Origin of the sequence: Microcoleus sp. LEGE 07076 (assembly GCF_015207455.1) — a bacterium.
Taxonomy (GTDB): domain Bacteria; phylum Cyanobacteriota; class Cyanobacteriia; order Cyanobacteriales; family Microcoleaceae; genus Microcoleus.
Genome location: NZ_JADEWV010000003.1, coordinates 26,680 through 53,391 on the forward strand (window position 1 = coordinate 26,680; position 26,712 = coordinate 53,391).

Annotated in this window: 32 protein-coding genes and 1 pseudogene; 21 read left to right on the forward strand and 12 right to left on the reverse strand. The window is 44.2% G+C overall.

All coding sequences use genetic code 11. The features are described from left to right. The first annotated feature begins 45 nt into the window (after positions 1-45). Positions 46-378, forward strand: coding sequence for a hypothetical protein (locus tag IQ270_RS00885; protein ID WP_193971070.1), 333 nt, complete (start codon positions 46-48; stop codon positions 376-378). Further along, on the forward strand, positions 347-592 hold the full coding sequence (locus IQ270_RS00890) for a hypothetical protein (protein WP_193971071.1): 246 nt from the start codon (positions 347-349) through the stop codon (positions 590-592). The genes IQ270_RS00885 and IQ270_RS00890 overlap by 32 nt, the downstream gene beginning before the upstream one ends. Positions 593-595: 3 nt before the next feature. Here IQ270_RS00890 and IQ270_RS00895 read toward each other — a convergent pair whose 3' ends face one another. Continuing rightward, positions 596-751 carry a hypothetical protein gene (locus IQ270_RS00895; RefSeq protein ID WP_193971072.1) on the reverse strand — a complete coding sequence of 52 codons (156 nt, stop codon included), beginning with the start codon at positions 749-751 and terminating at the stop codon, positions 596-598. On the opposite strand from IQ270_RS00895, the gene IQ270_RS00900 reads away from it, so the two are divergent. The 6 genes and pseudogenes from IQ270_RS00900 (at position 750) to IQ270_RS00925 (ending at position 3,689) form a co-directional block, all read left to right on the forward strand. Continuing rightward, entirely contained in the window at positions 750-1,055 is a 306-nt protein-coding gene (locus IQ270_RS00900; protein ID WP_193971073.1) for a GIY-YIG nuclease family protein, read from the forward strand. The two genes, IQ270_RS00895 and IQ270_RS00900, sit on opposite strands and share 2 nt — an antisense overlap. A 203-nt stretch (positions 1,056-1,258) precedes the next feature. After that, a pseudogene (locus IQ270_RS00905) lies at positions 1,259-2,308 on the forward strand (RRXRR domain-containing protein). Between the two features lie 124 nt (positions 2,309-2,432). Then, the gene (locus IQ270_RS00910; RefSeq protein WP_193971074.1) at positions 2,433-2,669 is read left to right on the forward strand and encodes a hypothetical protein; all 237 of its coding nucleotides are present in this window, start codon (positions 2,433-2,435) and stop codon (positions 2,667-2,669) included. Between the two features lie 245 nt (positions 2,670-2,914). Beyond that, positions 2,915-3,256: a hypothetical protein gene (locus IQ270_RS00915; RefSeq protein ID WP_193971075.1), complete on the forward strand. Its 342-nt coding sequence runs from the start codon at positions 2,915-2,917 to the stop codon at positions 3,254-3,256. Further along, complete coding sequence (locus tag IQ270_RS00920) at positions 3,253-3,438, forward strand: hypothetical protein (protein WP_193971076.1); 186 nt, start codon at positions 3,253-3,255, stop codon at positions 3,436-3,438. Before IQ270_RS00915 ends, IQ270_RS00920 begins: the two co-directional genes overlap by 4 nt. A 5-nt stretch (positions 3,439-3,443) precedes the next feature. After that, positions 3,444-3,689: a hypothetical protein gene (locus tag IQ270_RS00925; RefSeq protein ID WP_193971077.1), complete on the forward strand. Its 246-nt coding sequence runs from the start codon at positions 3,444-3,446 to the stop codon at positions 3,687-3,689. A 163-nt stretch (positions 3,690-3,852) separates the two neighbouring features. On the opposite strand, the gene IQ270_RS00930 is transcribed toward IQ270_RS00925, so the two are convergent. Both IQ270_RS00930 and IQ270_RS00935 read right to left on the reverse strand, forming a co-directional pair. Then, positions 3,853-4,110, reverse strand: a complete 258-nt coding sequence (locus tag IQ270_RS00930; RefSeq protein ID WP_193971078.1) for a type II toxin-antitoxin system RelE/ParE family toxin — start codon at positions 4,108-4,110, stop codon at positions 3,853-3,855. Next, positions 4,107-4,370: a type II toxin-antitoxin system ParD family antitoxin gene (locus IQ270_RS00935; RefSeq protein WP_228055978.1), complete on the reverse strand. Its 264-nt coding sequence runs from the start codon at positions 4,368-4,370 to the stop codon at positions 4,107-4,109. Before IQ270_RS00935 ends, IQ270_RS00930 begins: the two co-directional genes overlap by 4 nt. A gap of 287 nt (positions 4,371-4,657) precedes the next feature. Between IQ270_RS00935 and IQ270_RS00940 the strand changes: the two genes are divergently transcribed. The 4 genes from IQ270_RS00940 (at position 4,658) to IQ270_RS00955 (ending at position 6,181) form a co-directional block, all read left to right on the forward strand. Further along, positions 4,658-4,909, forward strand: coding sequence for a DUF433 domain-containing protein (locus IQ270_RS00940; protein WP_193971080.1), 252 nt, complete (start codon positions 4,658-4,660; stop codon positions 4,907-4,909). Then, positions 4,893-5,252: a DUF5615 family PIN-like protein gene (locus tag IQ270_RS00945; protein WP_193971081.1), complete on the forward strand. Its 360-nt coding sequence runs from the start codon at positions 4,893-4,895 to the stop codon at positions 5,250-5,252. Before IQ270_RS00940 ends, IQ270_RS00945 begins: the two co-directional genes overlap by 17 nt. 162 nt (positions 5,253-5,414) lie before the next feature. Further along, complete coding sequence (locus IQ270_RS00950; protein ID WP_106151198.1) at positions 5,415-5,735, forward strand: hypothetical protein; 321 nt, start codon at positions 5,415-5,417, stop codon at positions 5,733-5,735. Between the two features lie 20 nt (positions 5,736-5,755). Further along, positions 5,756-6,181 (forward strand): hypothetical protein, encoded by a 426-nt coding sequence (locus IQ270_RS00955; RefSeq protein WP_106151197.1) that lies wholly within the window; start codon positions 5,756-5,758, stop codon positions 6,179-6,181. Between the two features lie 62 nt (positions 6,182-6,243). Here the strand turns inward: IQ270_RS00955 and IQ270_RS00960 are convergent, their stop codons facing one another. Next, positions 6,244-6,606 carry a type II toxin-antitoxin system PemK/MazF family toxin gene (locus IQ270_RS00960; protein ID WP_193971082.1) on the reverse strand — a complete coding sequence of 121 codons (363 nt, stop codon included), beginning with the start codon at positions 6,604-6,606 and terminating at the stop codon, positions 6,244-6,246. Then, positions 6,591-6,896: a hypothetical protein gene (locus IQ270_RS00965; protein WP_228055979.1), complete on the reverse strand. Its 306-nt coding sequence runs from the start codon at positions 6,894-6,896 to the stop codon at positions 6,591-6,593. Before IQ270_RS00965 ends, IQ270_RS00960 begins: the two co-directional genes overlap by 16 nt. 66 nt (positions 6,897-6,962) lie before the next feature. Here IQ270_RS00965 and IQ270_RS00970 point away from each other — a divergent pair, with 66 nt between their 5' ends. The 3 genes from IQ270_RS00970 (at position 6,963) to IQ270_RS00980 (ending at position 9,249) form a co-directional block, all read left to right on the forward strand. Continuing rightward, positions 6,963-7,454 carry a TIGR00725 family protein gene (locus IQ270_RS00970; RefSeq protein WP_193971083.1) on the forward strand — a complete coding sequence of 164 codons (492 nt, stop codon included), beginning with the start codon at positions 6,963-6,965 and terminating at the stop codon, positions 7,452-7,454. Between the two features lie 2 nt (positions 7,455-7,456). After that, positions 7,457-7,996: a hypothetical protein gene (locus IQ270_RS00975; RefSeq protein WP_228055980.1), complete on the forward strand. Its 540-nt coding sequence runs from the start codon at positions 7,457-7,459 to the stop codon at positions 7,994-7,996. A 284-nt stretch (positions 7,997-8,280) separates the two neighbouring features. Continuing rightward, positions 8,281-9,249: a YgcG family protein gene (locus tag IQ270_RS00980; protein ID WP_193971084.1), complete on the forward strand. Its 969-nt coding sequence runs from the start codon at positions 8,281-8,283 to the stop codon at positions 9,247-9,249. A gap of 155 nt (positions 9,250-9,404) precedes the next feature. Here the strand turns inward: IQ270_RS00980 and wecB are convergent, their stop codons facing one another. Next, positions 9,405-10,520, reverse strand: coding sequence for a non-hydrolyzing UDP-N-acetylglucosamine 2-epimerase (gene wecB, locus IQ270_RS00985; protein WP_193971086.1), 1,116 nt, complete (start codon positions 10,518-10,520; stop codon positions 9,405-9,407). Positions 10,521-10,729: 209 nt separating this feature from the next. Here wecB and IQ270_RS00990 point away from each other — a divergent pair, with 209 nt between their 5' ends. After that, on the forward strand, positions 10,730-11,305 hold the full coding sequence (locus tag IQ270_RS00990; RefSeq protein ID WP_193971087.1) for a pseudouridine synthase: 576 nt from the start codon (positions 10,730-10,732) through the stop codon (positions 11,303-11,305). 55 nt (positions 11,306-11,360) lie between these two features. Here the strand turns inward: IQ270_RS00990 and IQ270_RS00995 are convergent, their stop codons facing one another. Next, the gene (locus IQ270_RS00995; RefSeq protein ID WP_193971088.1) at positions 11,361-12,191 is read right to left on the reverse strand and encodes a hypothetical protein; all 831 of its coding nucleotides are present in this window, start codon (positions 12,189-12,191) and stop codon (positions 11,361-11,363) included. Positions 12,192-12,386: 195 nt separating this feature from the next. Between IQ270_RS00995 and ctpB the strand changes: the two genes are divergently transcribed. The 3 genes from ctpB (at position 12,387) to IQ270_RS01010 (ending at position 15,628) form a co-directional block, all read left to right on the forward strand. Continuing rightward, positions 12,387-13,706: a carboxyl-terminal processing protease CtpB gene (ctpB, locus tag IQ270_RS01000; RefSeq protein WP_193971089.1), complete on the forward strand. Its 1,320-nt coding sequence runs from the start codon at positions 12,387-12,389 to the stop codon at positions 13,704-13,706. Between the two features lie 143 nt (positions 13,707-13,849). Beyond that, positions 13,850-14,746 (forward strand): FkbM family methyltransferase, encoded by an 897-nt coding sequence (locus IQ270_RS01005; RefSeq protein ID WP_193971090.1) that lies wholly within the window; start codon positions 13,850-13,852, stop codon positions 14,744-14,746. Between the two features lie 129 nt (positions 14,747-14,875). Next, complete coding sequence (locus tag IQ270_RS01010) at positions 14,876-15,628, forward strand: cupin domain-containing protein (RefSeq protein WP_193971091.1); 753 nt, start codon at positions 14,876-14,878, stop codon at positions 15,626-15,628. A gap of 54 nt (positions 15,629-15,682) precedes the next feature. Here IQ270_RS01010 and IQ270_RS01015 read toward each other — a convergent pair whose 3' ends face one another. Together IQ270_RS01015 and IQ270_RS01020 are read right to left on the reverse strand one after the other, a co-directional pair. Beyond that, positions 15,683-16,120: a VOC family protein gene (locus IQ270_RS01015; protein WP_193971092.1), complete on the reverse strand. Its 438-nt coding sequence runs from the start codon at positions 16,118-16,120 to the stop codon at positions 15,683-15,685. Positions 16,121-16,311: 191 nt separating this feature from the next. Beyond that, entirely contained in the window at positions 16,312-16,824 is a 513-nt protein-coding gene (locus IQ270_RS01020) for a TIGR02652 family protein (protein WP_193971094.1), read from the reverse strand. A 104-nt stretch (positions 16,825-16,928) separates the two neighbouring features. Here IQ270_RS01020 and IQ270_RS01025 point away from each other — a divergent pair, with 104 nt between their 5' ends. Continuing rightward, entirely contained in the window at positions 16,929-17,474 is a 546-nt protein-coding gene (locus tag IQ270_RS01025; RefSeq protein WP_193971096.1) for a gamma carbonic anhydrase family protein, read from the forward strand. Between the two features lie 30 nt (positions 17,475-17,504). On the opposite strand, the gene IQ270_RS01030 is transcribed toward IQ270_RS01025, so the two are convergent. Both IQ270_RS01030 and IQ270_RS01035 read right to left on the reverse strand, forming a co-directional pair. Next, positions 17,505-18,488, reverse strand: a complete 984-nt coding sequence (locus IQ270_RS01030) for a hypothetical protein (RefSeq protein WP_193971098.1) — start codon at positions 18,486-18,488, stop codon at positions 17,505-17,507. Positions 18,489-18,511: 23 nt separating this feature from the next. Then, complete coding sequence (locus IQ270_RS01035; protein WP_193971100.1) at positions 18,512-19,567, reverse strand: DUF262 domain-containing protein; 1,056 nt, start codon at positions 19,565-19,567, stop codon at positions 18,512-18,514. Between the two features lie 137 nt (positions 19,568-19,704). On the opposite strand from IQ270_RS01035, the gene IQ270_RS01040 reads away from it, so the two are divergent. Beyond that, complete coding sequence (locus IQ270_RS01040; RefSeq protein WP_193971142.1) at positions 19,705-22,176, forward strand: GH116 family glycosyl hydrolase; 2,472 nt, start codon at positions 19,705-19,707, stop codon at positions 22,174-22,176. Positions 22,177-22,441: 265 nt separating this feature from the next. Here the strand turns inward: IQ270_RS01040 and IQ270_RS01045 are convergent, their stop codons facing one another. After that, positions 22,442-26,689, reverse strand: coding sequence for an Ig-like domain-containing protein (locus IQ270_RS01045; RefSeq protein WP_193971102.1), 4,248 nt, complete (start codon positions 26,687-26,689; stop codon positions 22,442-22,444). Between the last annotated feature and the right edge of the window lie 23 nt (positions 26,690-26,712).

Consider the following 26,712-nt stretch of genomic DNA (forward strand, 5'->3'; position numbering starts at 1 on the left):
GCCTAAATTATGACATAATCAATATGTTTTATATCCGCTCAATTTATGACCGGAATCAACCGCGAACTAAGCATCGACACCAAACACGTTGCTAAACATCTACCCGACACTCCTCAAATGCAAAAGCTACTCAAACAAGAAGGTAGCGTTCATGTCTTTAACGATCGAGCTACAATGGAAATGGTAGCTGAAGCTATTATTGCCAATGGAGAGTTTATAGGCATAATTCGCGGTCACGATCGTTATGGTCTATATTTTGCTGACCCCATTGGCTACAGACTTGACAGCAACAATAGTAAAATACCACTTAAATATGGAGAAATTAAAATCAAAGGAGATAAATACCATGTCATCCCCAGAACTAAACCTAGCCGATAACTGGGAATTCACAGAATTATGGGTAGATCCGACAGCCTCACCACCTTACGTTCTAATTTTACTCGGTGATGGTTCAGGTAATAGCTGTGTCTACGATCCTGCTCAAAATTATCAGATTGTATTTTCCAGTTCAGATTATGAAGAAGCTAAACTTTGGTTGCTAGAAGATGAATACGAACGAGTAGAACGTCGGTTGCAATTGGAAGCAGCATGACCCCTATTTTTCAGAAAATGGGGAAGATCGATCGCCTTTCTCAGGATAATCCAGAAAGGCGATCGCTATTTGGAATGAATTCGCGATCGGTTTTTTGTTAAAAGGGCGATCGCTTCTACTTGTAGGATGGAATAACCGCTTCCATCTCCCAATTTCCATGACCAACCCCATCCAGCAAGAAGCCCGCCAAATTCTCGACACTCTCGCCTTTACCCCCTTCGATCAGTGCCATCCCCTCAGCCACGACTTCGACACAATTCCTGGTAAAGTTGGTTTATACGCCTTTCGACATCGCATTCAAGGATTGCTCTACATCGGCAAAGCCAAGAACCTCCGCGATCGACTGCGAGGCGGTCACAAAGCCTTTCTCTGGGGCTGGCTCGCTCGCTACGATCCTGATGATGTGAGGATCGCCTTCGTTACCCTCAACCAATGGCAAAAACCAGGGTTATCATGTCACTGACCCAGGGCTGAAGCCACTGGGCTTGCAAGAGAAAGACTAACCGCCTTTCAAATGTGGGACTAAAACAGTGTCTAGCCATTAACTGAACTGTCTGAGCGTGGTAGCTCGATAGACGTTAAGAATGCCTCCCTAGTTTTCAACCTCTCTGACAGTCAGTGGCGAAGGGATATACACACTTCTAGCAATAGGAGATTTACGATCAAATGTTCGTACCAGTAGTTGACCAAAATAACTATCCTCTGATGCCAACCACCCCAAGTAGGGCAAGAGGTTGGATTAAATCAGGCAAGGCTACACCATTTTTTAAAAAAGGAGTTTTTTGTGTTCGATTAAATCAAGAACCATCGAGGAGAAATATTCAACCAGTTGCTGTTGGAATTGACCCAGGAAGCAAACGTGAAGGTTATACAGTAAAGTCAAAAGCATACACTTACCTAAACATCCAAGCTCACGCGGTTGATTGGGTAAAAGACCATGTATAAGTTAGGCGCAATATGCGACGTGCCAGAAGATTTCGCAATACTCCGTGCCGTCAAAACCGGAAAAACCGACTGGTAAATCAACAAAAATTACCGCCATCGACTAAAGCTAGATGGCAATGGAAACTACGTATTTGCAAGTGGTTGACGCTGATGTTCCCTGTATCTACTTTTGTGGTTGAAGACATAAAAGCAAAAACCTGGAAAGGTGCAAAAAAGTGGAATGTAATGTTTAGCCCATTAGAAGTTGGTAAAAAGTGGTTCTATTGCGAGCTAGAAAAACTTGCTAACTTAGAAACGAGGACAGGCAACGATACTTATTCTGGGCGTCAGAAGCTGGGGTTGAAAAAATCTAAAAACAAGCTATCTAACAAGTTTGAAGCACATTGTGTTGACTCTTGGGTGCTAGCAAACTGGTTTGTAGGTGGGCATAAAAAGCCAGACAATATACAGCTAATTGAGGTGATCCCACTAGAGTTTCATCGCCGTCAGTTGCACCGATTACAGCACTCGGCTGGACATATTAGGTCTAGATATGGTGGAACAATTAGCGCCGGATTTAAGCGCGGTTCAGTAGTAAAACATCCTAAGCTCGGGTTTTGTTATGTGGGTGGTTGGCAAGAATCACCAACCAAAAAAGACCCAAGCCGAAAAACAATTAGCTTGCACAATCTAATCACAGGTAAGCGATTAACTCAAAATGCAATTCCTAAAGATTGTCAATTCAAAACTTACGGTTCATGGAGGATATCCACGGCGACTTTAGTCGCTTGAGTCTTGTTTCCTCTCAGCGCTGAAGCGACTAAGTTTCCACACATCCCATGAGGTTTTATGAATTAGAAACCCTCATCCTTCAAGCTACAAATCCTCCCTACAACGTTAAAATTCCCAGAGAACAATGAATCATACCCTCAACATCCAACACTTGCCACCATCCGCTATTCATTCGCTGATGACCCATTTGCCGGACTATGTGAAAGTCGCCCTGATGGAAAAAGCAACGCAGCTAGAATGTTCTCTGGAAGCTGCGATCGAAATGGCGATCGCTAGTTTTCTAGACTCAGAAGCTTTCAGCTTTGAAGATTGCCTATTATCGCAACGTCTTCAGGAATCAGAACTGGTAGAATCTCCCTAAAGGAAATAGGGTGCGATCGCCCATAATTCATCAAAAGAGCGATCGCCCTTCTTGCATCCGCGTTAATCTGCGTCCATCTGCGGTTAAAAAAGAGCGAGATCCCTTTCTAATAATTCATAAGGGCGATCGCCCTTATTTTGCATTCAACTAACAAAAAACAGAAATACGCAAAATCCAACCTATATTAGTGATTTCTGGTACGCTGTTAGTCTAAAATCTATAGCGTACATCTCACACAAGTAGACATGGCAAAACTGCCCATCGAAATTGCCGAAACCATCGATCGCTTAAAACGGCAATTATTGGATATTATCGATGATGCTACAAAAGCTGAATACACTCTCTTTGAGCAATTTGGAGAAACCGACAGAACAATTGACTATTTAGATCAGCTAAAAAATGTAGCACAGCAAGCAGATGAGCGGTTTTCCCAATTTTCTCTATTGCAACGACGCTTGGCTAATGCACAACCCATAGCAAGTTCTGATATGCTAAGCTTGATGACAGAAGTAATTACTTATACCCAAGCCAGACTTCCAGCATGGGAACGCAGCATTGAAGAAATTAAAATTGAGTGGAGATTATGATGAACGAACCAGGATATATGCCACCTCCAGATGTCGATTTACGACTCCTTGCAAACTTACGTCGCAGTCGCTTGGAAATGGAAGAACTAGGTTGTAAATTAGAAGAAGTTATTGCTAAATTAGACGAAGATCATCGACAAGTTAAACAAAAACGGTTACAAATACATCTCAACAGTCAGTAGTTATCATGTCATCCCCAGAACTAAACCTAGCCGATAACTGGGAATTCACAGAATTATGGGTAGATCCGACAGCTTCACCACCTTACGTCCTAATTTTACTCGGTGATGGTTCAGGTAATAGCTGTGTCTACGATCCTGCTCAAAATTATCAGATTGTATTTTCCAGTTCAGATTATCAAGAAGCTAAACTTTGGTTGCTAGAAGATGAATACGAACGAGTAGAACGTCGGTTGCAATTGGAAGCAGCATGACCCCTATTTTTCAGAAAATGGGGAATATCGAGATCCCTTTCTAATAATTCAGAAGGGAGCTCGCTCTTCAACTTCCCACCTCAAGAGTAAAGATTTATTCATTCTCATCAACATTATCAAAAATATCTTCGATGTCCCGTGCTCCGTGAATCACGCGCAAAATTTATACCTCTGAGTCTATGAGACGGTAGAAAATCAGATATCTTCTAAAACCTTTAATAGCTTGTTGTCGCACATCGATTAAATTCGGATGAGCAAATTGACAGCGTTTTCCCATTTTCGGCGTTTGTGCCAATTGTTTAAAGGTTGCTTCCGCCGCGACAAGAAAGCGATCGGAAGCATCCATATTATCTTCCGCAATGTAAGTTGCTAATTCAATTAAATCGCGGATAACTTGCGGACGTTTTTGGATCGAGGTCATTTTTCTTCCTGCAACCCCTGATTCTGGGAAATACGCGATCGCACAGCTTGACGAATCTCCATCCAATTTTCCTCCGTCATCGCCGTAGGATTTCCCGATTCCAAACCCTCTAATAACATCGCTTCCAAACGTTCTGAAGCTTTGCGTTTTTGGTCTTGGCGAATTAACTCACGAAAATACTCGCTAGCTGTACTATAACCACCTTGAGCTACCTGTGCTTCTATATAAGTTCGCATTGAGTCAGGTAGAGAAATATTCATGCTTGTCACGTGTATTACTTACCTCATTTAACTCGTTATCTTATTATGGCAGATTTTGCCATTATTTGTCAAGCCTCACACAACCTGTAATTTTGTAATCAAAAATTGGGAAGGGCGAGATCCCTTCCTGCATCTGCGTTAATCTGCGTCCATCTGCGGTTAAAAAAAGATCGAGATCCCTTTCTAATAATCCAGAAGGGATCTCGCTTCTGCTGAATTTATGATACGATTACCTATAAGTTACAGCTACACTTGCCCACTTCTTTTGATATAAAGGAGTAAAGCCCGTGAAAATAGAAGAATTACTGCAAAGAAAAGGAATTATTCACCGCGATCCAGAAATTATGAGCGGTGTCCCCGTATTTGTCGGCAGCCGCGTCCCTTTAAAGACTTTTTTTGACTACCTGGAAGGTGAAAGCGGTTTCGCAGAATTTATTAATGATTTTCCTTACCTAGAAAGTCAGGCAATTAAAGTGCTAGAAAATCTCACTAAGATGATGCTCTCGCTAGAAAATCATTCAAATGCTTATACTGCTTGATGAAAATCTGTTGAGTCAAAAAATCAAGCAGCCTTTCTTAGACAAGGGTCATTCAATCAGCAATGTGTATGACATGGGGTGGAGAGGGCTAAAAGACAGGGAAATTCTGGATCGATCGGAGAATCATCCTTTTGATGTTTTTATCACGGCTGATAAAAATCTTCCCTATCAACAAAATCTAGCAAATCGTGTTATTAGAATTGTGGTCTTAGATTCTAGCAGTACGAGACCAGACCATCTTGTACCTTTGATGAGACAAGTTAGCACTATGATATCGTCGCTACCAGCAGGTTCCGCAGTTCGGATTAATGATGCTGGGGATGTTGTTTCCATTAGTCCTTGATCGATCGCCCTTCTTGCATCCGCGTTAATCTGCGTCCATCTGCGGTCAAAAAAGATCGAGATCCCTTTCTAATAATTCAGAAGGGATCTCGCCCGTTTTATAATCATGAAGGGCGATCGATCTCTCAGTATTCCCGCACCCAAAATCCAATTTCCATGAACTATGTCATCAGGTAACATCCTAACTGTCACAGATGTTCTTAATTTCCTTGTCAGTGGAATCGATAAAATCACCCTCGAAACAGAACTTACTGCTTCGGGTTGGATATCCACTCCAGCTAGAGGAGGCTCAAAAAGCGGTGCTGGTACAATTTGGACAAGCCCAAACACTCAATACAGTGTCAGAATTATGACTCAACCTGATGGTTCATCCTATGCTCGCGTTTACAATGGCCCAGGAGGTGGCGCACCCGCAGAACAACCCCTAAACGCATCAGGAAAACCCGGAAGTCGTGGAGACACACACTTTATTCTCCTTCCTTAACCCCATTTATTCATCAGACTATGAACTTTGAAGAAATTTGGCAACAATACGATTTTACCGAATCAGAACTGCTATCGATGGGGTGGCAATTTCCCTATGATTATGTCCTCAATCTCAATTACTATTGGCAACTCAATTCAACTAATTCTACTTCTGAAGTTGCTACCAATGACCAATTTTTAAACATTATTCTCAAAACCTGCATTCGACTGGATGTACAACTCAACCCCAATTCTGATGAGTTAAATGAAAAACCGGCGAACCTCGGTACAATCGTCGGCTGGGAGCAAGTTACTCCCTCTCCTTGGTTAGAAAATCTATCCCTTTCTCCTAATGAGTGGCTGCATCTGTTATTTGAAATTGGTGGAAATAATAAAATTGAAGCTGTTTGTCGATCGCTAGTTGTCGAACAATTGGTCAAACAACCCTTAGCACTCAGTTCATAAGTACCAAAAATACCGATCGCCTCTTAACCTATTGATTATTTCTTCTTTAAAAAGCTTGAAAATTACAAAGCAAACACGATTCTGAGAGCTAGATCAATTTTGACAATCGCCTCTGGTTCAAGTTCACCTCGGATATCTACTCCACGAGAACTATAATCAATAGGCCGCGTTTGCAAACAATCAGCAATAGATTTTTTTGTTAATCCATTTCTTTCAGATGGTTCAATCTCCACATTACTTTTAATCTTGGCTTTTTTTTCACTCCAAGCAGTAATTGGAACAACCTGGATTACAGGAACTCGCTCATTATAAGTATTGTTGGTCACCACAACACAAGGTCTAATTTTTCCCGTTTCAGAACCCTTTGTTGGAGCGAGATTAACTTCAATAATTAAACCGCGTTTCAATTTTATAGCTTCAGCCATTCTTCTAAACCTAATTCCGTCAATTCTTGCAAGTCTGTATCTTCCTTATAGATTTCTGCATAGAGAGCCGCAGATTCTTCCAATTGCTCGTCATATTCCGTGTCCTCTGGGTTGTCCCAAATTTTAGCAAAAGCTGGTTCTGAGAGTTTAGTCGCAGTATCAACCAGAACATCAGCTTCACTGCGCGTTAATAGGAAGTCGATAAAATCTTCTAATACCGTGATTTTATCGGGCGGTAAACTGCGGATTTTTTCGATCAGCTTTGTTTCAGGGTTTTGGGCGCTACTCATTTTATTTGACCTGTTTAATAAAAAAATAACACACATTCTTCCCAACCAGATACTCATCCATAAAATATGAAAAAAACCATCATTGGCATCATGGGCCCCGGCGAAAGTGCCACGTCAACTGACTTAGAAAACGCCTATCAACTCGGACAACTCATCGCCGAAGCAGGATGGATATTGCTAACTGGCGGCAGAAATGTCGGCGTGATGGATGCCGCCAACAAAGGTGCAAAATCAGCTAACGGTTTAACAATCGGCATCCTTCCGGGAAACGATACTCGCGGCATTTCTGAAGCTGTAGATATTGCGATCGTCACCGATATGGGAAACGCCAGAAATAACATTAACATTCTTTCTTCCGATGTCATCATTGCCTGCGGTATGGGTGCGGGCACAGCGTCGGAAATTGCCCTCGCTCTGAAAGCTAACAAACAAGTTATATTGTTAAATAACAGCGCCGAAAGTCAAGTTTTCTTTAAAAATTTAGCACAATTTAACATCTTTGTGGTAAACAATGCTGTAGAGGCTATGAATCAAGCTCGCGAAATCCTAGTAAATTAAAGATGAAATCCAAGATGAGACTAAGTAAATTCAATTTTTGTGCGATCGGCATTTTCCTAACTTTGGGCATTTTCGGCAGTACGAAAGCAGATGGAGGAATTGCACAGTTCAGTTTCAGCAATAAATCGACTCAAACTTTAGCACAAACCCTCCCTCCACCTCCTCCGCCCCCTTCGGTACAGCCTGTTACCGAACCAGAAGCGCCACCGATTCTTAGCGAATCCGTACCCGATCAAATAGCTTTAGCAACCCATTTGCAGATGATCAAAGCTAGAATGTACGGTGCTTACTGGTGTCCTCACTGTCACACCCAACAAGAACTTTTCGGCAAAGAAGCATTTACCGCGATTACTTACATTGAGTGCGATCCCAGGGGGAAAGATGCTCAACCGGATTTGTGCAAAGCTGCCAATATTAAAGCTTATCCCACTTGGGAAATTAGGGGAAAATATTATACGGGTAGGCAATCTTTGGAAAAACTTGCTCTCTTATCCGGTTATAAAGGTAGCAGCAATTTTGTGCCACCACTTCCCTCTCCTTAAATATATCTAAATTAGTTCGATCGCACTCGCGGACTAAGAAACCGGGTTTTTGAACCGAGATTGACGGTTGTGAGCAATTATTTTGCTTGAAAACCCGGTTTCTGGCCGCCCGTGCGTCTAGGAGTCTCAATGTAAGGTGCAGAAGCACCTTACATTTATGACTTTTATGAATCCAACTTCTGAATAATATGAATTGACGCGAGAGCAAGCTGGTTATTTAATTGTAATTAGGCGGACATATCTATTGAAATTTTTGATTGGCAATTATTCAGGAGACTGAAACGATGCAATTACAATCTAGCAAAAAACAAATAATTTTTACCAGTTTGCTGTGCTTCTCGGCAATTGCCTTTCCGGTAGCGAGTCAAGCTATAACAGTACAAGAAGTACCGAATCCCCGACAAGTAAATAACACTTGGGTAACAGATAAAGCGAATATTCTCAGTGACAGCACAGAAACTCAGCTAAATCAGATGATTGCAGAGTTGGAGGCAAAAAATGGCTCGGAAATTGCTGTTGTGACAGTGCCGGATACTAAACCATCTGCAACACCAAAAGCATTTGCTACAGAATTATTTAACTTTTGGGGGATTGGCAAAAAAAATACAAATAACGGAGTTTTGTTGTTGATTTCGTCGGGTGAACGCCGCGTTCAAATTGAGACTGGTTCGGGGATTCAAAGTATTTTACCCGATGCACGGGTAGTGAGTATTATTCAAACTGAAATTACGCCCAGATTTAAACAGCAGGACTTTGACGGGGGGACATTGGCGGGGACAAAGGCGTTAGTTAATGTTTTACAAACTCCGATCGCAAATGTGGAATATCAAACCGCACTGCCTTTGGCTCCCATAGTACCACGGCAAGGAGTACAACCCTCTGCAACTCAATCTCAAAATACGCCACTTGTGCCTCCAACAGTACAAAGTCTAGGGGTAATACCGTCGCCAATACCTGCTCAATCGCCAGTTGTTGTGCATGATAATTCCCCTGTTGGCTGGTTAATATTTTTATTAATCCTTGCCTTGCCTGTGTTATTGATAGGATGGATAATTCGGTCTATTATTTCTAGTTTGCGTTCCTCTCCTAATAGTAGCAGTCGCAATCACAATAATCGCAGGCATAATTACGATAGTAGTGGCAGCACCGATTACAGTAGCGGCAGTAGCGATTACAGTAGCAGCAGTAGCGACTCCGGCGGTAGCTTTGGTGGTGGTGACTCTGGGGGTGGTGGTGGCGGTGGAGATTACTGATAGTTGTAAGGTACTCTTTGGCGCACCCTATTCGCTCGTGAATTATCTAATTTTCCCTAGAATGACCACAATCATATTGGTTTGTAGTGAGGACTTTAGTCCTATGATGGATGCGGACTAAAGTCCTCACTACAAACCAATTTTATGATTACTTTTTAGTCATAAAAATACTCTTCAACTATTTTCAAAATCCGCGAGGCTGCCAAACCGTCCCCAAAGGGATTAATTGCCATTGCCATTGCGTCGTAAGCCACAGAATTGCTCAGCAATTCTGTGGCTGCTGCGGTAATTATATCAGAATTTGTACCGACAAGTTTAGCGGTTCCGGCAGAAATTGCTTCTGGTCTTTCTGTGGTTTCTCGTAATACTAAAACTGGCTTGCCCAAACTAGGTGCTTCCTCTTGCAAGCCACCGGAATCTGTGAGGATTAAATGACATCTCTGAATCGCTCCTACTAATTCTGCGTAATCTAACGGTTCTGTTAAAAATATTCTCGGATGGTCGCCCAAAAGAGATTTTAAGGGTTCCCGAACTGTCGGATTTCTGTGCAGCGGTAAGAGCAAGGCTGTATCGGGAAATTTATCGATAATTTGGATGAATGCTCTGGCAATTCCTGCTAGTGGTTTTCCCCAATTTTCCCGGCGGTGAACTGTTGCTAAAATAGTGCGGTGTTTGCTCCAGTCTAAGTTGGGAATGTTGCATTCTGGTTGGCGTTTGGCGACGGAAAGCAAAGCGTCGATTACTGTGTTGCCCGTACAGTGAATTTCTCCTAAAATGCCCGATCGCCCTAAATTCTCAGCAGCCAGCGCTGTCGGGGCAAAATGCAGCCTTGTGAGCTGAGATATCAACCGTCGGTTAGCTTCTTCGGGATAGGGATTGAACAAATCGTCCGTCCTCAATCCGGCTTCTACGTGACCTACTGGTATTTTTTGGTAAAATGCTGCCAAAGCTGCTGCAAATGCTGTTGTTGTATCGCCCTGCACTAATACGATTTCTGGCTGCAAATCTTTAAAGCAGGCTTCCAAACCCTGCAAACTGCGGGATGTAATATCCGTCAGGGTTTGCTGGTGCTGCATAATTTCTAAATCGCGATCGGCTTTGAGGTCGAACATTCGCATTACTTGCTCGACCATTTCTCGGTGCTGACCTGTTAAAATTACTTGGGTGTCAAAAGATGGCGAGTTTTTGAACTGTTGAATTACTGGGGCTAGTTTAATTGCTTCTGGGCGTGTTCCTAAGACGATGCAAATGCGGTGTGTAGCTTGGGGCATGGTAAAGTTGGGTAGTTGAGATTTGTGAGGTTTTTAAAGGATGAAGATTTTATGGCAGGTTTGAATCGTTGGTTGATAAGATTTATTTTTTTGTGAACCGCAGAGGGCGCAGAGGGCGCGGAGGACAGAGGAGAGATAGAAGGTGTTTTTTGGGGGAGTTATATGGTTTCTGCTTGCACTGTTGGTACATTTTTATTTTTTAATTGGTCATGCCCTATCGCTACATTCTATTTTACAAACCTTACGATGTTTTAACTCAGTTTACTGACAATTCCAGCGAGACTAAACGCAGTACCCTGAAAGATTATATTCCGATTCCTGATGTTTATGCGGTGGGAAGGCTCGATCGCGATAGTGAAGGTTTGTTGCTGTTAACCGATGACGGACAAATGCAGCACCGCTTCAGTCACCCGAAATTTGCTCATCCCCGTACTTACTTGGTTCAGGTGGAAGGGGTTCCCGATGCAGGCGCGATCGCCCTTTTGCAAACTGGTGTCACAATTCAAGATTATCGGACTCGATCGGCAAAAGTGCAATTATTATCAGCAGAACCCCAATTGGCGCCCCGCGAACCCCCGATTCGATTTCGCAAAAACATTCCCACAGCTTGGCTGCAAATGACTCTCACAGAAGGCCGCAACCGTCAAGTGCGCCGGATGACTGCAGCAGTAGGGTTTCCGACGCTGCGGCTGGTGAGAAGCGCGATCGGGCATTTGCAACTAAATGACTTGAAACCGGGTGAATGGCGCGAACTAACTCAATCTGATTTGAGATTTGAGATTTGAGATTGCAGAATTACAGTCAACAGTCAACAGTTAACAGTTAACAATCAATAATCAACTACTTTCTGGGCGGCAAAATAAAACTTTCTTTTCCATCTTTATCTTTTTGCACCTGAACTCCCAACTTGACAAGAGCTTGTTTCGCCCTTTGTCGCACCAACTTATCGGTTGTTTGATAATAAACCGTACTCCAAGCGTTAAACCGCACCTGCACGCTATCGGGATCTCGGCGCAAATAGTCAGCAGTTGCTCGAAAAATTGGCGCTAATTTCGGCCCGTCGGGCGTTTTTTCTACCCACTCAGCGGCCATTTCGTGAGAGCGAATTGACTCGGGAATATCTCCCAACAGCAGCAATTCATCAATACCTTTGGTTCGCCACACTATCCACGCTTGGGGATGAGTTTGCCGCGAAAGGGCGTTAGTACCGCGCTCGATCAATTTAACGGCAGTTTCCGGCTTTCCTTGATAAAAAGAAACGGCAGTGGACAGAAACAGATAAATGTCAGCCCACTTGGGGTCGCGCCGCGTAATTATGTCAAAATAATCTTCGCTGAGATTGTAGCCTGTCACGTCTCGCGCTTCGTCGTCGCCAAAATACTCCAAAAATTTGAGAAATGTCCAGTCGGAAATTAAATTGTCAAACCCAAAACTAGGAACTGTTTTGAGCATTTTCAGCCTCCGGCCTTCTTGCTGGGCGGCTTGCTTGAAACTGGCAGCGGACATTGCAGAGAGCGGCCCGGGCCCCTGAACGCTAGCTGGGGGCATTCCGCCCAACTGCTCGATCGACTGCATGGCAATCACGGACGCCAGCGCTGCTGTACCGATAACTCCATTGACGAGCAGGCTTAACCACTTATTACGGGAAAATTGTTCGATTTTAGCTTCCACGGCACATTCAAATCCAAGTTTTAAATTAAGTTTATTAAAATACAGTAATAATTGGTTGGCGATCGGCTGTGAATCTCGTTAAACTATCCACAGGGATTGTGGAGCCTCCACACAATAGTTTAAATGGTAGTTTGAGATTTTTTAGCAATATAAAATCTCAAATCAAAAATCTAAAATCGAATTGAGCCAAATTCAATGAATCAAGCCCGCAGACGCTTTTCTAAGTTACAGGCAGCCCTGTTCACTGGGGCGATGGCCACAACCGCTTCGATATCTTTACTCGTTCCAGGCCTGAGTCAATCAGTCCGCGCCGAGCTTCAAGATAGCCCCAAAGCTGTCTTAGACGAAGCTTGGCAAATTGTCAACCGGGAGTACGTCGATGGCAGCTTTAACAAGACTGATTGGCAAGTGGCCCGCCAAGAGTTGCTCAGCACAAATTATACCTCTCGCGAAGCTGCCTACACCGCCCTCCGCAAAGCCCTAGAGAAATTAAATGACCCCTACACGCGCTTCATGGACCCGAAGCAGTACGAAGCGCTGACGAATCAAACCTCCGGGGAACTCACAGGAGTGGGGATGCGGCTGGAACAAGACGAGAAAACTAAGGCGATTAGAGTCGTCGAACCGATGGAAAATTCCCCTGCCCTCAAAGCAGGGATTCAAGCGGGCGATACGATTTTGGCGATTGATGGCAAAACTACCACAGGCATGACTGTCTCGGATGCGGCTCAGATAATTCGGGGCGACGAAGGCACGAAAGTCTCGCTGCGGATGGCTCGTCAGGGCAAAAGTGAGTTTGAGATCACTCTGACTAGGGCGAGAATTGAGGTAGCTGCGGTTCGCTACAGCCTCAAGAATGAGGGGGGCGAGAAAGTTGGTTACATCCGCTTGCAAGAGTTTAGTTCCCACGCGGGCGAACAAATGGAGGCGGCGATTAAAAAGCTCTCGGCTCAAAAAGCTGATGCTTTTGTGTTGGATTTGCGGGGGAATCCCGGCGGGCTGCTGCGGGTGAGCATTGATATTGCCCGGATGTGGATGAATACTGGGGCGATCGTCCGTACAGTCGATCGCGTTGGGGATTCTCAGGAAATGAAGGCAAACCGCACTGCAATCACTGACAAGCCTTTGGTAGTCCTCGTGGACGACAACTCGGCCAGCGCCAGCGAGATTTTGGCCGGTGCTCTCAAGGACAACAAGCGCGCAACTGTGATGGGCGGCCAAACTTTTGGCAAAGCTTTGGTGCAGTCGGTGCATTCCTTGGCTGATGGTTCGGGATTAGCGGTGACGATCGCACACTACTATACTCCCAACGGTACTGATATCAGCCACAAGGGCGTTACTCCCGATGTTAAAGTCCTAGTAAGCGACGCAGAAAAGCTGAAATTAGCTAACAAACCGATGTTGGTTGCGACTAAGGACGATCCTGTTTACGCGCAGGCGATCGCACTTTTGAAAACTACCGCTTCGTCAACTCGTCCCGTTGCTGCTAACGAGGTCCTTGTTCCTAAGAAGTAGTTGAAACCGTAAGTTATTAACAATTAGCTTTAAGATGAAACCCGCGCCGGCGGGTTTTATTTTGTGACAAGGCTGGATTGCTATATGTGCCACTTTGATGTTTAATCACTAATGTCAACTATTCGAGCGAGTAAAGCGACGCAATGTTTCAAGAATTACTGTCAGAAATTGCCATTTTTAATGAGAATAGTTTTGTTCTAGTCGATATCGGTGCATCAGGCGAACCTCACCGCATCTGGCAGGAAATTGCTTTGTTTTCCTACTACATTGGCTTCGACCCAGATTCAAGAGAATTGAATGAGGAAAATTCTTGGAATTTCCAAAAATTCACTATTATCAAAAAAATCGTAACAGATGATTCCTCTAGTCAGGTCAAGTTTGTCCTAACCTCCTATCCCTACTGTTCGAGTACGCTTCAACCCAAATTCGAGAATTGCCAGCAGTATAGCTTTACAGAAACATTTGACGTTGAGAGCTACGTAGAATTACCCGCGACGCGCCTAGATGAAGTTATTAGAGAGCTGAAAATTCATGGAATTGATTGGTTGAAACTCGATTCCCAAGGTCGGGACTTAGATCTATTTTTGAGTATCGATAAATCGGTCAGAGATCGGATATTGGCGATCGATGTTGAACCAGGAATCCTCGCTTTCTATGAAGGAGAAAACACGTTCGATCTAGTTCACAAATCTTTAATTGAGGAAGGGTTTTGGCTGTCGAGTGTCAACTTTCAGAGTTTTCCTAGGGTCATGCAGAGTACGCGGAAAGCCCTCTCTAGTCAACTCGATCGGCAACAGATCGAACGATTACCGGGGAGTCCGACAGCCGCTGAAGCCAGATACTTCAGAACCCTCGATCATCTTAAATTAGTTGATTCTAGTTTGCGCGACTACGTGAGTCTTTGGGCTTTTGCGCTTTTGGATGGCAAGGTGGGTTTTGCCCTGGATATCGCCTTACACATCGCAGACTCCTATGGGACAGATTCTGTGGGTGATGCATTGCTGGATAAAACGATCGAACTGGCGAAAGATCATAAATAGGCAATAGGGAACAGGCGATCCGCAAGAAAATATAGCACAATTCATGTAAACTGCCTATACTAAGCAATCTATTAACAATCTTGAGTTAAGATTAAATCAACCTTAAATTGATAGGAAATTTCAAGAATCATGTTTTCTCAGCTTCAGTGGAAACCTCAACTAATTCACAATGACGTATCAAGTCGAGTCGCGGTCTTTCCGTCATCGCTGACCTGGCATCAGACCACCTTTACTGGAATTTGGTTTGGTTGCTTTGAGTCCGACAATCGCGTTCAAGATCATCCTGTCACCATGCTGACTCGCTTCGATCCGGGTGGCTTTTTCCCGCTACACGGACATCCGGGTGGAGAAGAAATTTTGGTACTCCAGGGTAACTTCGCTGATGAAACTGGTGTCTATCCTCCAGGATCTTATATGCTCAATCCGGAAGGGTTTATCCATCGTCCTTATAGCGATGAAGGTTGCCTGACATTTGTTAAATTACGGCAACATGGTGGAGCCACTCGCCAGCGGGTGAAAACAAATATTTACGAGTTGTCTTGGCAGCCCGGTGCTATTCCCCAAATAGAGGTAAAGCCACTTTATGAGCAAGACAGTTTTGCTGAAAAAGTGTGGGTGGAACGCTGGCAACCGGGCGCAGCTTTGTCGAACGTCGTTGAATCTGAAGTGAAAGAAATCTTTGTCATCGAAGGCTCTTGGAGTGATGAGTTAGGAGATTACCCAACAGGCTCTTGGCTGCGGTATTCACCCAATTCTCCCTATAGTCCGTCGTCAGCAACCGGTTGTCTGCTGTATGTTAAGACTTATCCTTCAGATTCAACGCGATTTATTGTTGGAAAAGACTTCCGACAACCTTTTGAGATCGCTGAGTCTTCTAGCTAAGGATTAGCGGTGTGAATTCAAAGAATATAAATGACTAATGACTACTGAACCTCATTAGTCATTCATCCGCCGGATAAACTCTAGAGGCAAACCATCAGTATCGGCAATAAAAGCTACTTCGTAAACATTATTTCCGATCGCCTGTTGAGTCGGTTCTAATAAAACTTTCAGCGGTAGAAACTGACTTTGTTCCTCGGAGGCTGCTTCCTGAAACCGTTCTTTTAGAGACTGCAACCAACTAGGCAAGTCAGTTGTCGCCTCAGTTAAATCGAAGGATAGATGATAGTATCCAACATAATGCTCGTCACCGAAAGCATCAGGTGCGGGTTTTGGTTCCGGGATTTGAATGAGTTCGATGCGTCCGTTGAGACCTTCCATCCAACAGGCTAGGGTGTAACCTGTGGTAAAGCGATCGCTGACAGTAAATCCTAACTGTTCGTAAAAGGCGATCGCCCGGTGAATGTTAGCAGTGCGAATCGAGGCGTGGTGCATTCAATTTTGGCAGTTGGCAGTTGGCAGTTGACAGTTGGCAGATGGCAGTTGGCAGTTGATAGTTGGCAGTAGGCAGTAGTTAACAGTCAACAGTTAACAGTTAACAGTAGGCAGTAGTTAACTGTCAACAGTTAACAGCTAACAATTCCCTAATAACCAACAACAAATAACCAATAACCAATAACTACTGATTATTCAAACAACCGAAAATAGGGATATCTAGTAGGAACTCCCGGCTCTTTTTCCAAATCAAAATTAATCACTTCCCAGCAAGGTACCTCTTGGGGATCGGGGCTAAAATCCACCGGCAAACCGTACAGTTTCGGGCGCGACGACGATTCCGACTGGCCCCGCCAAGGCGTGCTGCGTTCCAAATAAGTGCTGATTAAGTCCCGATAGCGTTGGGCAACGATCACGCGAGTTGCTCGATAGCCTTGAGTATAAAGTCGATCGAGCGCTTCGTGAATTTCAAACCGAATCCCGTCGGGGTGGGTGTGCTGGCGATACCATTCAGCCTCCCAGCGGCGCCAGTGCCGCCCTGACTGAAGGTGAACCAGTTCCCCGGTTTTTGGATCTGCCTCAAATGCCCCGTGACGCGGACACAAATAGGTATCCGTCAGCGTTAGAGCCGGAATTGTTTGGCGACAGTGGGGACACTGAATTTCCGGGCCAAACATCGGGTATTGCAAGGCAACTTCAATCATTTATTGCATCCCAGCATATTTATCTGCAAAAGTGGCAAATAGTCTTATTATATCCCGTATCAACAACCAGCTAATCTGCTAGAAGTATAACGATCGACCAACAAATGAGCAATCTCAACGAACCTCTGCCTGCACTTCCTGCTTATTGGCCAGCGCCGGATCTTTCCCAAGCTGCTTTTGTCGCTTTTGGTGCTGTTGTCATCGGCAGGGTAGAGGTGGCAGCCGGTGCTAGTATCTGGTACGGGGCGGTGGTGCGGGGGGATGTCGAGCGAATTGCGATCGGTAAAAGTACCAATATCCAAGATGGAGCAATTCTGCACGGCGATCCGGGAAAACCGACTGTTTTGGAAGATTTCGTGACTGTCGGACACCGAGCGGTGATTCATTCAGCTTACATTGAACGGGGGTGTTTGATCGGGATTGGGGCGATCGTCCTGGACGGAGTCAGGGTGGGCACAGGCTCGATCGTCGGTGCGGGGGCGGTTGTGACGAAGGACGTTCCCCCTCACACGCTGGTTGCGGGAGTGCCTGCCAAGCCGCTGCGAGATGTCTCACAGGAGGAATCTGCGGAGTTGGTGGAACACGCTAAGCGTTACGAAAAGTTGGCTTTGGTTCACGCGGGGAAAGGTTCTGATTTGGGATTTGCGTAAGGAAGGGCGATCGGGTTTTCCTTAAAACTGTCACATATCATATTGAAATATAGAATTAACGCTGTCCCGAAAAATGGGATAAAGCGCGATCAATTCTTCTGTTATGTGAAAACAATGCTTGTCTAAAGGCAAAACGATAATTTTGTCTTCTACTAAAATCGCCAAAAAATATTGTAATAAGGAAATACTACGAGGAATTTGCCTGCTTGGTGTTGAATTAACTTTTTTTCTGATAGATTTAATAACTTCTTGAACTTTGTCCTCTTTGTTAGCGCTCACAATGACACCATATAAGTTATCGCAAAAACGAGTTATATCTTTTGGTTGAAGTTCTTGGGGAATTTTTTGTTGAGCAAATAGCTCTTGAGTAGCAACAGCTATTTGACACTTTCTTTTGATTTCAGGATAATCATTATCTTGCATAGTAAGAGCTATTTGGTCAAATGCCATAATTACTGTATCTAGTTGTTCAACAGTAGCTTTAATTTGTGCAGCTAAGCGAACTCTTTTCCAATCAACTTTAGAACCTTTATAAACTAAATCATGGGTTGAAACTGCCCAAGCGTGTTCAAAAGCACTTTTTATTTGAATTTCAAATACAATGTCAAATATACTTAAAAACTTATCTAAATCTGTATCTTCTGCTCTTCTTAACTGAACATAGATTCTGGTTGAATCAAATATAAAAGTATCTGGAGATTTTTTATTCTGTCCTCTTTTTACTATTTTCTTGAGATTAAAAGTATTTTGACAAAATTCAATCACTTCTTGTTCTTGTGATAGACTTGGTATAATGACTGTACAAGCAAATAAATCATTTAATTCAGACCATTTCTTGAATCTACCTGTCTCAATTTTCTCCGCTAGAGATTCAATAGTTTTAATTCTAGAAGTCAGTGCATATCCTTTATGATCGCAAAAATTCAGCATCGTTGATTTGACTCGCTTTGCAACTTCTTCAACCAGGGGATGATATTGTTGATACTGGCGGTCTAAGATAGGAGGATAAATCATAAGTTTGATAATTTACCAGTTAATTATAGATTGATAGTTCCTGAAAGCACTGATTTTAAAATATTAATTCTGGCTTTATTTTTCTCAATTCCTGCTGAACCTAATAATGAGGTTGAAATGGCATCACAATAATCTTGAACTGCGGAAATAGTTATCCTTGTTTCAGGAGAATCTAATGATTTCAAAAAAACATCTATTCTATTACAAACCTCTGAAGTAATTTGTAATTGTGAGTCAGTATTTAATTCTGATACTGCACCAAACAATGAATAAAAATCTGCTTGATTTTTTAGTCGTGTTTTACATAGATTTATATTGGAAGGACATTGATTTAAAAGCTCTTTTATTAATTCAATGACTTTTTTAAATTGAGCTTCTATTTCATCTCGTTCTTCCCACACTAAATCTCTTTCATTGAAAGCTTTATCCAAATCGTCTTGACGATATGATTTGACTCCTTCCTCTAAGAAAAGTAAAAGTAGAGTTACAAATTCTACATCTTTCATTTGTTGTCTTGCTTTAAGAGGAATTGAAGGAAAATTTTGTGGTAGAACGGAAATCATCCAGTCAGTTAAATCTTCTGCCGTAGTAATAAATACTCCACTAAACTTGGCGTGACGAAGTTCTTGAGGTGTTAATTTACTAACATTACGATTAATACGATCAAATATATTATTGATAATTACTTCATCGTCGGATTGGACATATTCAACAGCAAATTGATATTTCCAAAATTTTTGCTTGAACTCATTCTCTAAATCTGTGAAATATTTTCCTCTGATTCGTGTTATAGTTGCTGTTTCACTTACTGGAAACTTTTTTTCAGCAAAGCTAAATAAAGTGGATAACCTTTGCTTTCCATCGACCACACCATACTTAGAGACGCCTTCGGGAGTTATTTCTTGATACAAAAAAATTGCGGGAGCAGGATACTCATTAAGTACAGTATCAATAAAAAAGTCTTTGTATTCTTGATTCCAAACACTGCGTCTTTGATAAGGTGGCTCAAGATCGAGCAGATGTCTTGTATAAAGATCCCAAAACCAAGAAACTGTCTGAAAATTAATGGTTCTACTCATCTAATTTTTTTGTAATAGGCTGAACTGATAATTTGTATTATACACTATATTCATTGAGCACAAGAGCAGATTTGGCTAAAAAGCTAAATTTATTAACAATTAGGATTGTTAAGCCCGATCGCGCTAAGATTAATCCCATGAATAACGATCGCACATTTAACCCAAACATCCCTCCACACACCTGGAAACGCCCGATCGGACTCGGTTGGGACAATCCCTACACAGTCCGCTACGCCAGCAATCTCGACGACGGCCCCTGGCACGGAATGCCCCTAGGCGGGTTCGGTGCAGGCTGCATCGGGCGATCGCCCCGAGGGGATTTCAACCTGTGGCACATCGACGGCGGCGAACACATTTTTCGCAATTTGCCCGCTTGTCAATTCAGCGTTTTTGAAGAATATGGCGGCAAAAAACAAGCTTTTGCACTGTGTACTGAAGCGCCGACAGATGGCAGCTTATCTAGTTGGAAATGGTATCCAAAAGAAGGAAGAAGGAAGAAGGAAGAAGGAAGAAGGGAAGAGAAGGAAGAAGGGATAGGAGAAAAGTCTAATTCGGGGACTTATCATGCTTTGTATCCGCGCAGTTGGTTTGTTTACGAAAATGTGTTTCAGACTCAATTAAGCTGCGAGCAATTTTCGCCAATTTTGCCCAACAATTATCAGGAAAGCAGTTATCCAGTTGCCATGTTTGAATGGGTAGCGCACAATCCTACAGATGCGCCGATTACTCTTAGCATCATGTTAACTTGGGAAAATATTGTTGGTTGGTTTACTAATGCTAACAAGTCGCCGGAAGTGATGGTGCGAGATGATGGCAGTCCATTTTATGATTATCAATCCCGGTGGGGAGAAAGTGCCGACAATTTGAACTTATTGGTGGAAGATTTTCACCGGATCGGTTGCGTGATGACGCGGTTGACTGCTGATGACGAACCGCAAGAGGGAGATGGACAATGGGCGATCGCAACTATTACTAATCCGGCGGTAGAAGTATTCTATCAAACTCGCTGGAACCCGGCGGGGAACGGCGAAGATATTTGGCGCAACTTTTCGGCTGAAGGTTTCTTGTTGGATGACAGAGACGAGACAGCCGCAGCCTCTGGAGAAAGATCGGCTTGTGCGATCGCCGTTCGGTTTACAATTCGACCGGGTAAAACTCGCAAAATCCCCTTTATCATAGCTTGGGATTTGCCCGTTACTGAATTTGCATCGGGAATTTCTTACTACCGCCGTTATACCGATTTCTTCGGGCGCAATGGCAAAAATGTTTGGCCGATGATTCGTACCGCGATGAAGCATTCCGATACTTGGCGCGAAAGTATTGAAGCTTGGCAAAAACCGATTTTAGAACGGACAGATTTGTCAGATAGTTTCAAAATGGCTTTGTTTAATGAATTGTACATCCTAACAGACGGCGGTACGCTTTGGACTGCGGCTGACGAACGCGATCCCAAGGGTCAATTTGGAGTTTTGGAGTGCATTGATTACCGCTGGTACGAAAGTTTGGACGTGCGTCTTTACGGTTCTTTTGCTTTGTTGATGCTGTGGCCGGAATTAGAAAAATCGGTAATGATTGCTTTTGCGCGGGCAATTTCTGCGGGTGACGATACGCCGAGAATTGTGGGCTGGAATCAAGCTTCGGCTATTAGAAAAGCTGTTGGGGCGACGCCGCACGATTTGGGTGCTCCCAACGAACATCCTTGGGAGAAAACGAATTATACTAGCTATCAAGATTGCAATTTGTGGAAGGATTTACCTTGCGATTTTGTGTTGCAGGTTTATCGGGATTTCCTATTGACTGGCTGCACAGATTGTGAGTTTCTGCAAGAGTGTTGGCCGGCAATTGTTGAAGCTTTGGCTTATCTGAAAACTTTTGATGAGGATGGGGACGGCATTCCTGAGAATTCTGGAGCACCGGATCAGACGTTTGATGATTGGCAAATGCGGGGGATAAGTGCGTATTGCGGGGGTTTGTGGTTGGCGGCGCTGGAGAGTGCGATCGCGATCGGCGAAATCTTAGAAGATGCAGCACCTGAGATAATTCCCAATCCCCAAGAGAAGATTGCATTATATCACAGTTGGCTGTTACAAGCAAGACCTAGCTATCAAGAAAAACTCTGGAACGGTCAATATTACCGTTTGGACAGCGAGAGTAAATCGGAAGTGGTGATGGCAGACCAATTGTGCGGTCAATTTTACGCGAAGCTGTTACGATTGCCGGATATTGTACCGCCAGAATGTGCAGTCAGTGCTTTAGAAACTGTGTACGATTCTTGCTTTTTGAAGTTCAATGACGGCGAGTTTGGCGCGGCGAATGGGGTAATGCTGAATGGTTCGCCGGAAAATCCCAATGCAACTCATCCTTTGGAAGTTTGGACGGGGATTAATTTTGGGTTGGCTGCTTTTTTGGTGCAGATGGGAATGGAGGATAAAGCTTTTAAATTGACGGATGCGGTGGTGAAGCAAGTTTATGAGAATGGGTTGCAGTTTCGGACGCCGGAAGCGATTACGGCGGGGGGGACTTTTCGGGCGAGTCACTATTTGCGGGCGATGGCTATTTGGGCGATTTACTATGTTTTGAATCAGAAAACCGCAGATGTTGGCAGGTGAACGCCGATTAACGCAGATAATATCTGATTTATTGATCTCTCTTTTGTGGAGACTCTGCGTCATCAGCATCAAGAGTGGTTCGATCGTTCAACAGCAACCGTAAACTATGCGATCGCGGATAGGTAGTAAGATTAAATGAACCGCGAAGGCGCTTTAGGCGAAGCCGCGCCTCAGCGCTCTGATCGCGAAGGAAGAGAAAGAAGAAGATGCCACGCGCTTTTGGCGGATTGGCGGTTTAATCGTTCCGATGAGACCGGATTTGGTATTAAATTATGGTAAAGTCTTGTATGCCGATCGCACTTGCTGACACTCCACTCAGAACCGCCAGAATTTGACCTGTACTGGCTATCTTAATTGAGGTAGTATTTTTTTCTTGACGGATGCTGAGGCGATCGAACTTCAAACCATTTGTTAAAACTAGCAAGTCTTCGCCCTCGGTAAAATCTGCAATTACATCATCGCCTTCTCCCGCAGTCAAGAAAAAGTAATCGCGTCCGCTTCCACCTTGCAGCGTATCGTTTCCTAAGTCTCCCGTCAGCCAGTCATCGCCAATTCCGCCAGTCAAAAAATCGTCACCTTTGCCCCCGTACAGAGTATCATTGCCTTCGCCACCACACAGTTTATCCGCGCCGTCATTGCCAAAAATTAAGTCGCTGCCGCTACCGCCGCAGAGTTCATCTTTTTGACTGCTAGCGTCGGTGGCAATGTTGTCAATACCTCCAAAAATTGTATCGTCTCCTTCGCCGCCGCAAATGCTGTCATTTCCCAAGTCTCCAAACAGCAAATCGTTGCCGGAATCGCCCAAGATTAGATCGCTATTTTTGCCGCCGTGTAGGGTATCATTGTCCTCGCCGCCCGAAAGAGTATCTTCGCTTTCTTGCCCGTATAAAATATCGTTGCCGTTATTGCCAAAAAGCAAATCTTTTCCTGTCAAGTCGCCGTCAGACGCATCAGAATTGCCGCCAAATAAACTGTCATTACCTCGATCGCCAAACAGGGTATCATTGCCTTTATCGCCCCAGATTAAATCGTCATCTTTGCCTGCGATCGCCACATCGTTATCTTTACCTGCATAAATAATATCATTGCCAGCGTGACCGATGATATAGTCGTTGTTTTCGTTGCCAAATATTGTATCGCTGTCTGTATCCGCTGCGACAGAAATGCGGCCAGGAAACCCACCGTAGATATTGTCGCTGCCTTGGAGTCCGCTCAGCAAGTCGCTACCGTTTAAACCGTTGATGCTGTCGTTAAGATTACTGCCGGTTAATCTATCTTTGCCGTCAGTACCGCTGAGAGTATTTTGAGTAGTATTGGGTGCGGGAATGGAAGTGCGATCGGGTAAAATAGTGCGATCGCAAATGCAGATTTCCGAAAAGATGCTGGCATTCCCCGCATCAAAATCAGTCGGTGTTTCCCCAATAATTTGTATGCGCCCTGTCCCCGTGTCCGCCCCCACTGGAGTCGCCCTGTCCCCAGGTATCGGAGTCGGAGTGGCTGTCGGAGTAGGAATTACCCCAGGAGTCGGCGTCGCAATCGGCGTCGAACTTCCCGAAGGAGTTGGCGTCGGAGTTGGCGAAGGCGTCGCAATCGGAGTCGAACTTCCCGAAGGAGTTGGCGTCGGAGTTGGCGTCGGAGTCGAACTTTCCGAAGGAGTTGGCGTCGGAGTTGGCGTCGGAGTCGAACTTCCCGAAGGAGTTGGCGAAGGCGTCGCAGTCGGCGTCGAACTTCCCGAAGGAGTTGGCGTCGGAGTTTCCGAAGGCGTCGGAGTTTCCGAAGGCGTCGGAGTTGGCGTCGGAGTTGGCGTAGCAGTGGTATCAACAATAGTTAAAACAGCACTAGAAACCGATCCTAAATCGAATCCGTTAGTGGGATTGTTGAGACTTAAATTAACAGTTTGATCGCCTTCTATTTCCGAATCATCAATAATTGGTATCGAGAATGTTTGAGATGTTTCGCCAACACCAAAATTTAAGGTTCCTGCTGTTTGATTGTAGTCGCTGCGATCGCTAGCAGTGCCATCACTGGTGCTGTAACTGACCTCAGCCGGATTGTCTGCATCGGTACGAGTAACAGTAATTGTGGCAAAATTACCGTTTTCATTAACTATGTAATTGGCAGCACTAAATTTAAATGTACCTGCCTTGGTAACGTTGATATTTGCTGCTGCTGAGGCGGTAGCAACTCCATCGCTGACGCTGTAGGTGAAGCTGTCGAGTCCAAAAAAGCCGGGATTTGGAGTATAAATAAAAGAGCCGTCATTATTAAATGCGATCGTCCCGCTGTTGGGATTGGCGACTAAATTTGCTGTCAACAAATCTTTGTCCAAATCGCTGTCGTTGGCTAAAACTCCGGTAGCAGCAGGCACGTTAAAAACGTTACCGTGAAGGGTGTTGTAGGTGTCAATTTGTGCGATCGGTTCATTGTTAATAACATCGATCGCAAATGTTTGATTGGCTGAAGTATCGACGCCGCCGTTATCTGTACCGCCACTATCTTTGAGGTTTACAGTAATAGTTGCACTGCCTCTAGCACCTGCTACAGGAGTAAAAGTTAGTTGTCCCGAAGGGTCGATCGCTGGTAGTACGCTAAACAAAGCAGCGTTGTCATTCCCCACCACTTGAAAGTTTACTGTTTGTGCTGACTCGTTGGCGGGGCCTGGAGAAATCGCCGTCGCCCATCCGGGGAAGGTTTGAGACAAGTTGCGACCCACGGTGCGATCGAGCCCTTTGACAAACGACGGCGCATCATTGACTGGATTAACTGGAAGCCTGTAAGTAATCGAATTAGTGCTAAACGGTGTACTTCCCCCGGTAACAGAAGCATTGACACCCGCTGTACCGCTAACAACTCCGTTACTTCCATCCCATGCCCGAAAGGTAATTGTCGGTTCGCTACCGTTTGTACTGTAATAGTCCGGGTTTGGTACGAAGCGGACTTTCGCAGGAGTTTGCAGCGAAACTCGCGTTAGGTTGATGTTAGCTTGGGCCGCAGTATTATTGTCACCGAGGAATATAAAGTTAGGAATTTCGTAAGGATCGATCGCACCGCTAAATGCCGCATAATCTCGCAGTGGCCCCGTGAGTATAATATCGCTCTCGTTAGAAAGAAAGTAAGAGTCGCCTTGAATTCTGAGATTATAATTAGTAGCAATATTGGTGTTGTAAGAAATATTTTCCTCTGCTAAAAACAAACTGTTGAGCTGTCCTGCCGGATTGGCAGTAATGCCGTCTCCCTGTGCAAAAATATTGCCGGAAGTTGGAGATAGCTGTTGAAAACCGATTTCAATTGCTTTGCGATCGCTCGTAACGGCAACAATGCTAAAACCCGCTCGATTGGAATTAGTTCGGGCTTCCGATATAATTTGGAGATTAAAATCTAAGCCAAATCCAGAAGTGCGATCGAGCGGTGGAAATGACTGACTTAAAGGATTATTTGTATAGCCCGCATAGATATTATTGGCAGCAGTGCTGTTTAAATTAACTCCATTACCGCTAAATATTTCCGAAGCAACAGTAGTAGGAGAAATAATATTTAAGTTCCTTAGAGACAGCCAATTTTGGACACTGGGAGTGCTGCCAACCAAGCCGTTGTAAAGAGGTATCGGGCCGAGTAAAGTTGCGGAAATGTCAGACACCGCACCGAAATTTGTCCAAGTAGTGCCATTCGTTGAAAATTGCCAGTTGCCGTTAGTATTGTCTGCTGCTGTGACTGCGACGCCCAAAGGATCGCCATTTGCATCGCTGCCTAACTCTGCTGGAATACTGAAAATACTAAAGCCGGTGTTAGCTGCACTGGCTGTACCTTCATTAATTGCGGTCAAACTATTACTATTAGGATTTAGCAAAGTTGGAGCTCTGTTGACCTGCGGGTTGCGGAGGCTGTTAATATAAATAGTATTAATTCCACCGTTGGGCAGGCCGATCGAACCAGGACTGTTGACAGCATAATTAGCTCTTTGGTTGAGACCGCCAACCGCGCTGATAAATTCGACATTAGCACCGTTACTAGGAGCAGAAATTTGTACCTTAGCTTCAGTGCCAAATGTTCCCAAACCTGTTGTCGGCCAGGCAATCGAATCAACAGAAGTAGTTCCCGTACTGCTAGTATCTACCCACACCATATCTGATGCCGCAAAATCTCCTCCGAAGGCGTTGGAACCGACTAAAACATTATTGAGGTAAGTACCGCCAGCACCGTTATTTAGTAGCAATTGAATGTTCCAATCAGAATCATTTCCGCCCGGTACGGGATTGTAGGTAGTATCGTTTGCTGGAATTACACTTGAACCGCCGATCGCAATTATTGTTCCTGCCTTAAATACAGGAGCAATACTCGTCATATCCCTGAACTGATAAGCCGAAAGATTTTGTGTTGTTGTACCGTTAGAATCGCCTACAAAAAAAGTTTCGAGTTGAGATGTTGTTAAATCTTCAGTCAACAGCAGTTCTACGTATTCGTTCCCCTGAAATTGACCGTTCCTCCGGAACTCGTTAATAATTATTTGTCCCATGTAGATGCACCTAAAATTTCAAT

What these genes read in the sequence shown, in the direction of transcription:
- IQ270_RS00885 (WP_193971070.1), top strand. Translation starts at nt 46, where the DNA reads ATGACCGGAATCAACCGCGAACTAAGCATCGACACCAAACACGTTGCT.
- IQ270_RS00890 (WP_193971071.1), top strand. Translation starts at nt 347, where the DNA reads ATGTCATCCCCAGAACTAAACCTAGCCGATAACTGGGAATTCACAGAA.
- IQ270_RS00900 (WP_193971073.1), top strand. Translation starts at nt 750, where the DNA reads ATGACCAACCCCATCCAGCAAGAAGCCCGCCAAATTCTCGACACTCTC.
- IQ270_RS00895 (WP_193971072.1), bottom strand. Translation starts at nt 751, where the DNA reads ATGGAAATTGGGAGATGGAAGCGGTTATTCCATCCTACAAGTAGAAGC.
- IQ270_RS00910 (WP_193971074.1), top strand. Translation starts at nt 2,433, where the DNA reads ATGAATCATACCCTCAACATCCAACACTTGCCACCATCCGCTATTCAT.
- IQ270_RS00915 (WP_193971075.1), top strand. Translation starts at nt 2,915, where the DNA reads ATGGCAAAACTGCCCATCGAAATTGCCGAAACCATCGATCGCTTAAAA.
- IQ270_RS00920 (WP_193971076.1), top strand. Translation starts at nt 3,253, where the DNA reads ATGATGAACGAACCAGGATATATGCCACCTCCAGATGTCGATTTACGA.
- IQ270_RS00925 (WP_193971077.1), top strand. Translation starts at nt 3,444, where the DNA reads ATGTCATCCCCAGAACTAAACCTAGCCGATAACTGGGAATTCACAGAA.
- IQ270_RS00930 (WP_193971078.1), bottom strand. Translation starts at nt 4,110, where the DNA reads ATGACCTCGATCCAAAAACGTCCGCAAGTTATCCGCGATTTAATTGAA.
- IQ270_RS00935 (WP_228055978.1), bottom strand. Translation starts at nt 4,370, where the DNA reads ATGAATATTTCTCTACCTGACTCAATGCGAACTTATATAGAAGCACAG.
- IQ270_RS00945 (WP_193971081.1), top strand. Translation starts at nt 4,893, where the DNA reads ATGCTTATACTGCTTGATGAAAATCTGTTGAGTCAAAAAATCAAGCAG.
- IQ270_RS00950 (WP_106151198.1), top strand. Translation starts at nt 5,415, where the DNA reads ATGTCATCAGGTAACATCCTAACTGTCACAGATGTTCTTAATTTCCTT.
- IQ270_RS00955 (WP_106151197.1), top strand. Translation starts at nt 5,756, where the DNA reads ATGAACTTTGAAGAAATTTGGCAACAATACGATTTTACCGAATCAGAA.
- IQ270_RS00960 (WP_193971082.1), bottom strand. Translation starts at nt 6,606, where the DNA reads ATGGCTGAAGCTATAAAATTGAAACGCGGTTTAATTATTGAAGTTAAT.
- IQ270_RS00965 (WP_228055979.1), bottom strand. Translation starts at nt 6,896, where the DNA reads ATGAGTAGCGCCCAAAACCCTGAAACAAAGCTGATCGAAAAAATCCGC.
- IQ270_RS00970 (WP_193971083.1), top strand. Translation starts at nt 6,963, where the DNA reads ATGAAAAAAACCATCATTGGCATCATGGGCCCCGGCGAAAGTGCCACG.
- IQ270_RS00975 (WP_228055980.1), top strand. Translation starts at nt 7,457, where the DNA reads ATGAAATCCAAGATGAGACTAAGTAAATTCAATTTTTGTGCGATCGGC.
- IQ270_RS00980 (WP_193971084.1), top strand. Translation starts at nt 8,281, where the DNA reads ATGCAATTACAATCTAGCAAAAAACAAATAATTTTTACCAGTTTGCTG.
- wecB (WP_193971086.1), bottom strand. Translation starts at nt 10,520, where the DNA reads ATGCCCCAAGCTACACACCGCATTTGCATCGTCTTAGGAACACGCCCA.
- IQ270_RS00990 (WP_193971087.1), top strand. Translation starts at nt 10,730, where the DNA reads ATGCCCTATCGCTACATTCTATTTTACAAACCTTACGATGTTTTAACT.
- ctpB (WP_193971089.1), top strand. Translation starts at nt 12,387, where the DNA reads ATGAATCAAGCCCGCAGACGCTTTTCTAAGTTACAGGCAGCCCTGTTC.
- IQ270_RS01005 (WP_193971090.1), top strand. Translation starts at nt 13,850, where the DNA reads ATGTTTCAAGAATTACTGTCAGAAATTGCCATTTTTAATGAGAATAGT.
- IQ270_RS01010 (WP_193971091.1), top strand. Translation starts at nt 14,876, where the DNA reads ATGTTTTCTCAGCTTCAGTGGAAACCTCAACTAATTCACAATGACGTA.
- IQ270_RS01015 (WP_193971092.1), bottom strand. Translation starts at nt 16,120, where the DNA reads ATGCACCACGCCTCGATTCGCACTGCTAACATTCACCGGGCGATCGCC.
- IQ270_RS01020 (WP_193971094.1), bottom strand. Translation starts at nt 16,824, where the DNA reads ATGATTGAAGTTGCCTTGCAATACCCGATGTTTGGCCCGGAAATTCAG.
- IQ270_RS01025 (WP_193971096.1), top strand. Translation starts at nt 16,929, where the DNA reads ATGAGCAATCTCAACGAACCTCTGCCTGCACTTCCTGCTTATTGGCCA.
- IQ270_RS01030 (WP_193971098.1), bottom strand. Translation starts at nt 18,488, where the DNA reads ATGATTTATCCTCCTATCTTAGACCGCCAGTATCAACAATATCATCCC.
- IQ270_RS01035 (WP_193971100.1), bottom strand. Translation starts at nt 19,567, where the DNA reads ATGAGTAGAACCATTAATTTTCAGACAGTTTCTTGGTTTTGGGATCTT.
- IQ270_RS01040 (WP_193971142.1), top strand. Translation starts at nt 19,705, where the DNA reads ATGAATAACGATCGCACATTTAACCCAAACATCCCTCCACACACCTGG.
- IQ270_RS01045 (WP_193971102.1), bottom strand. Translation starts at nt 26,689, where the DNA reads ATGGGACAAATAATTATTAACGAGTTCCGGAGGAACGGTCAATTTCAG.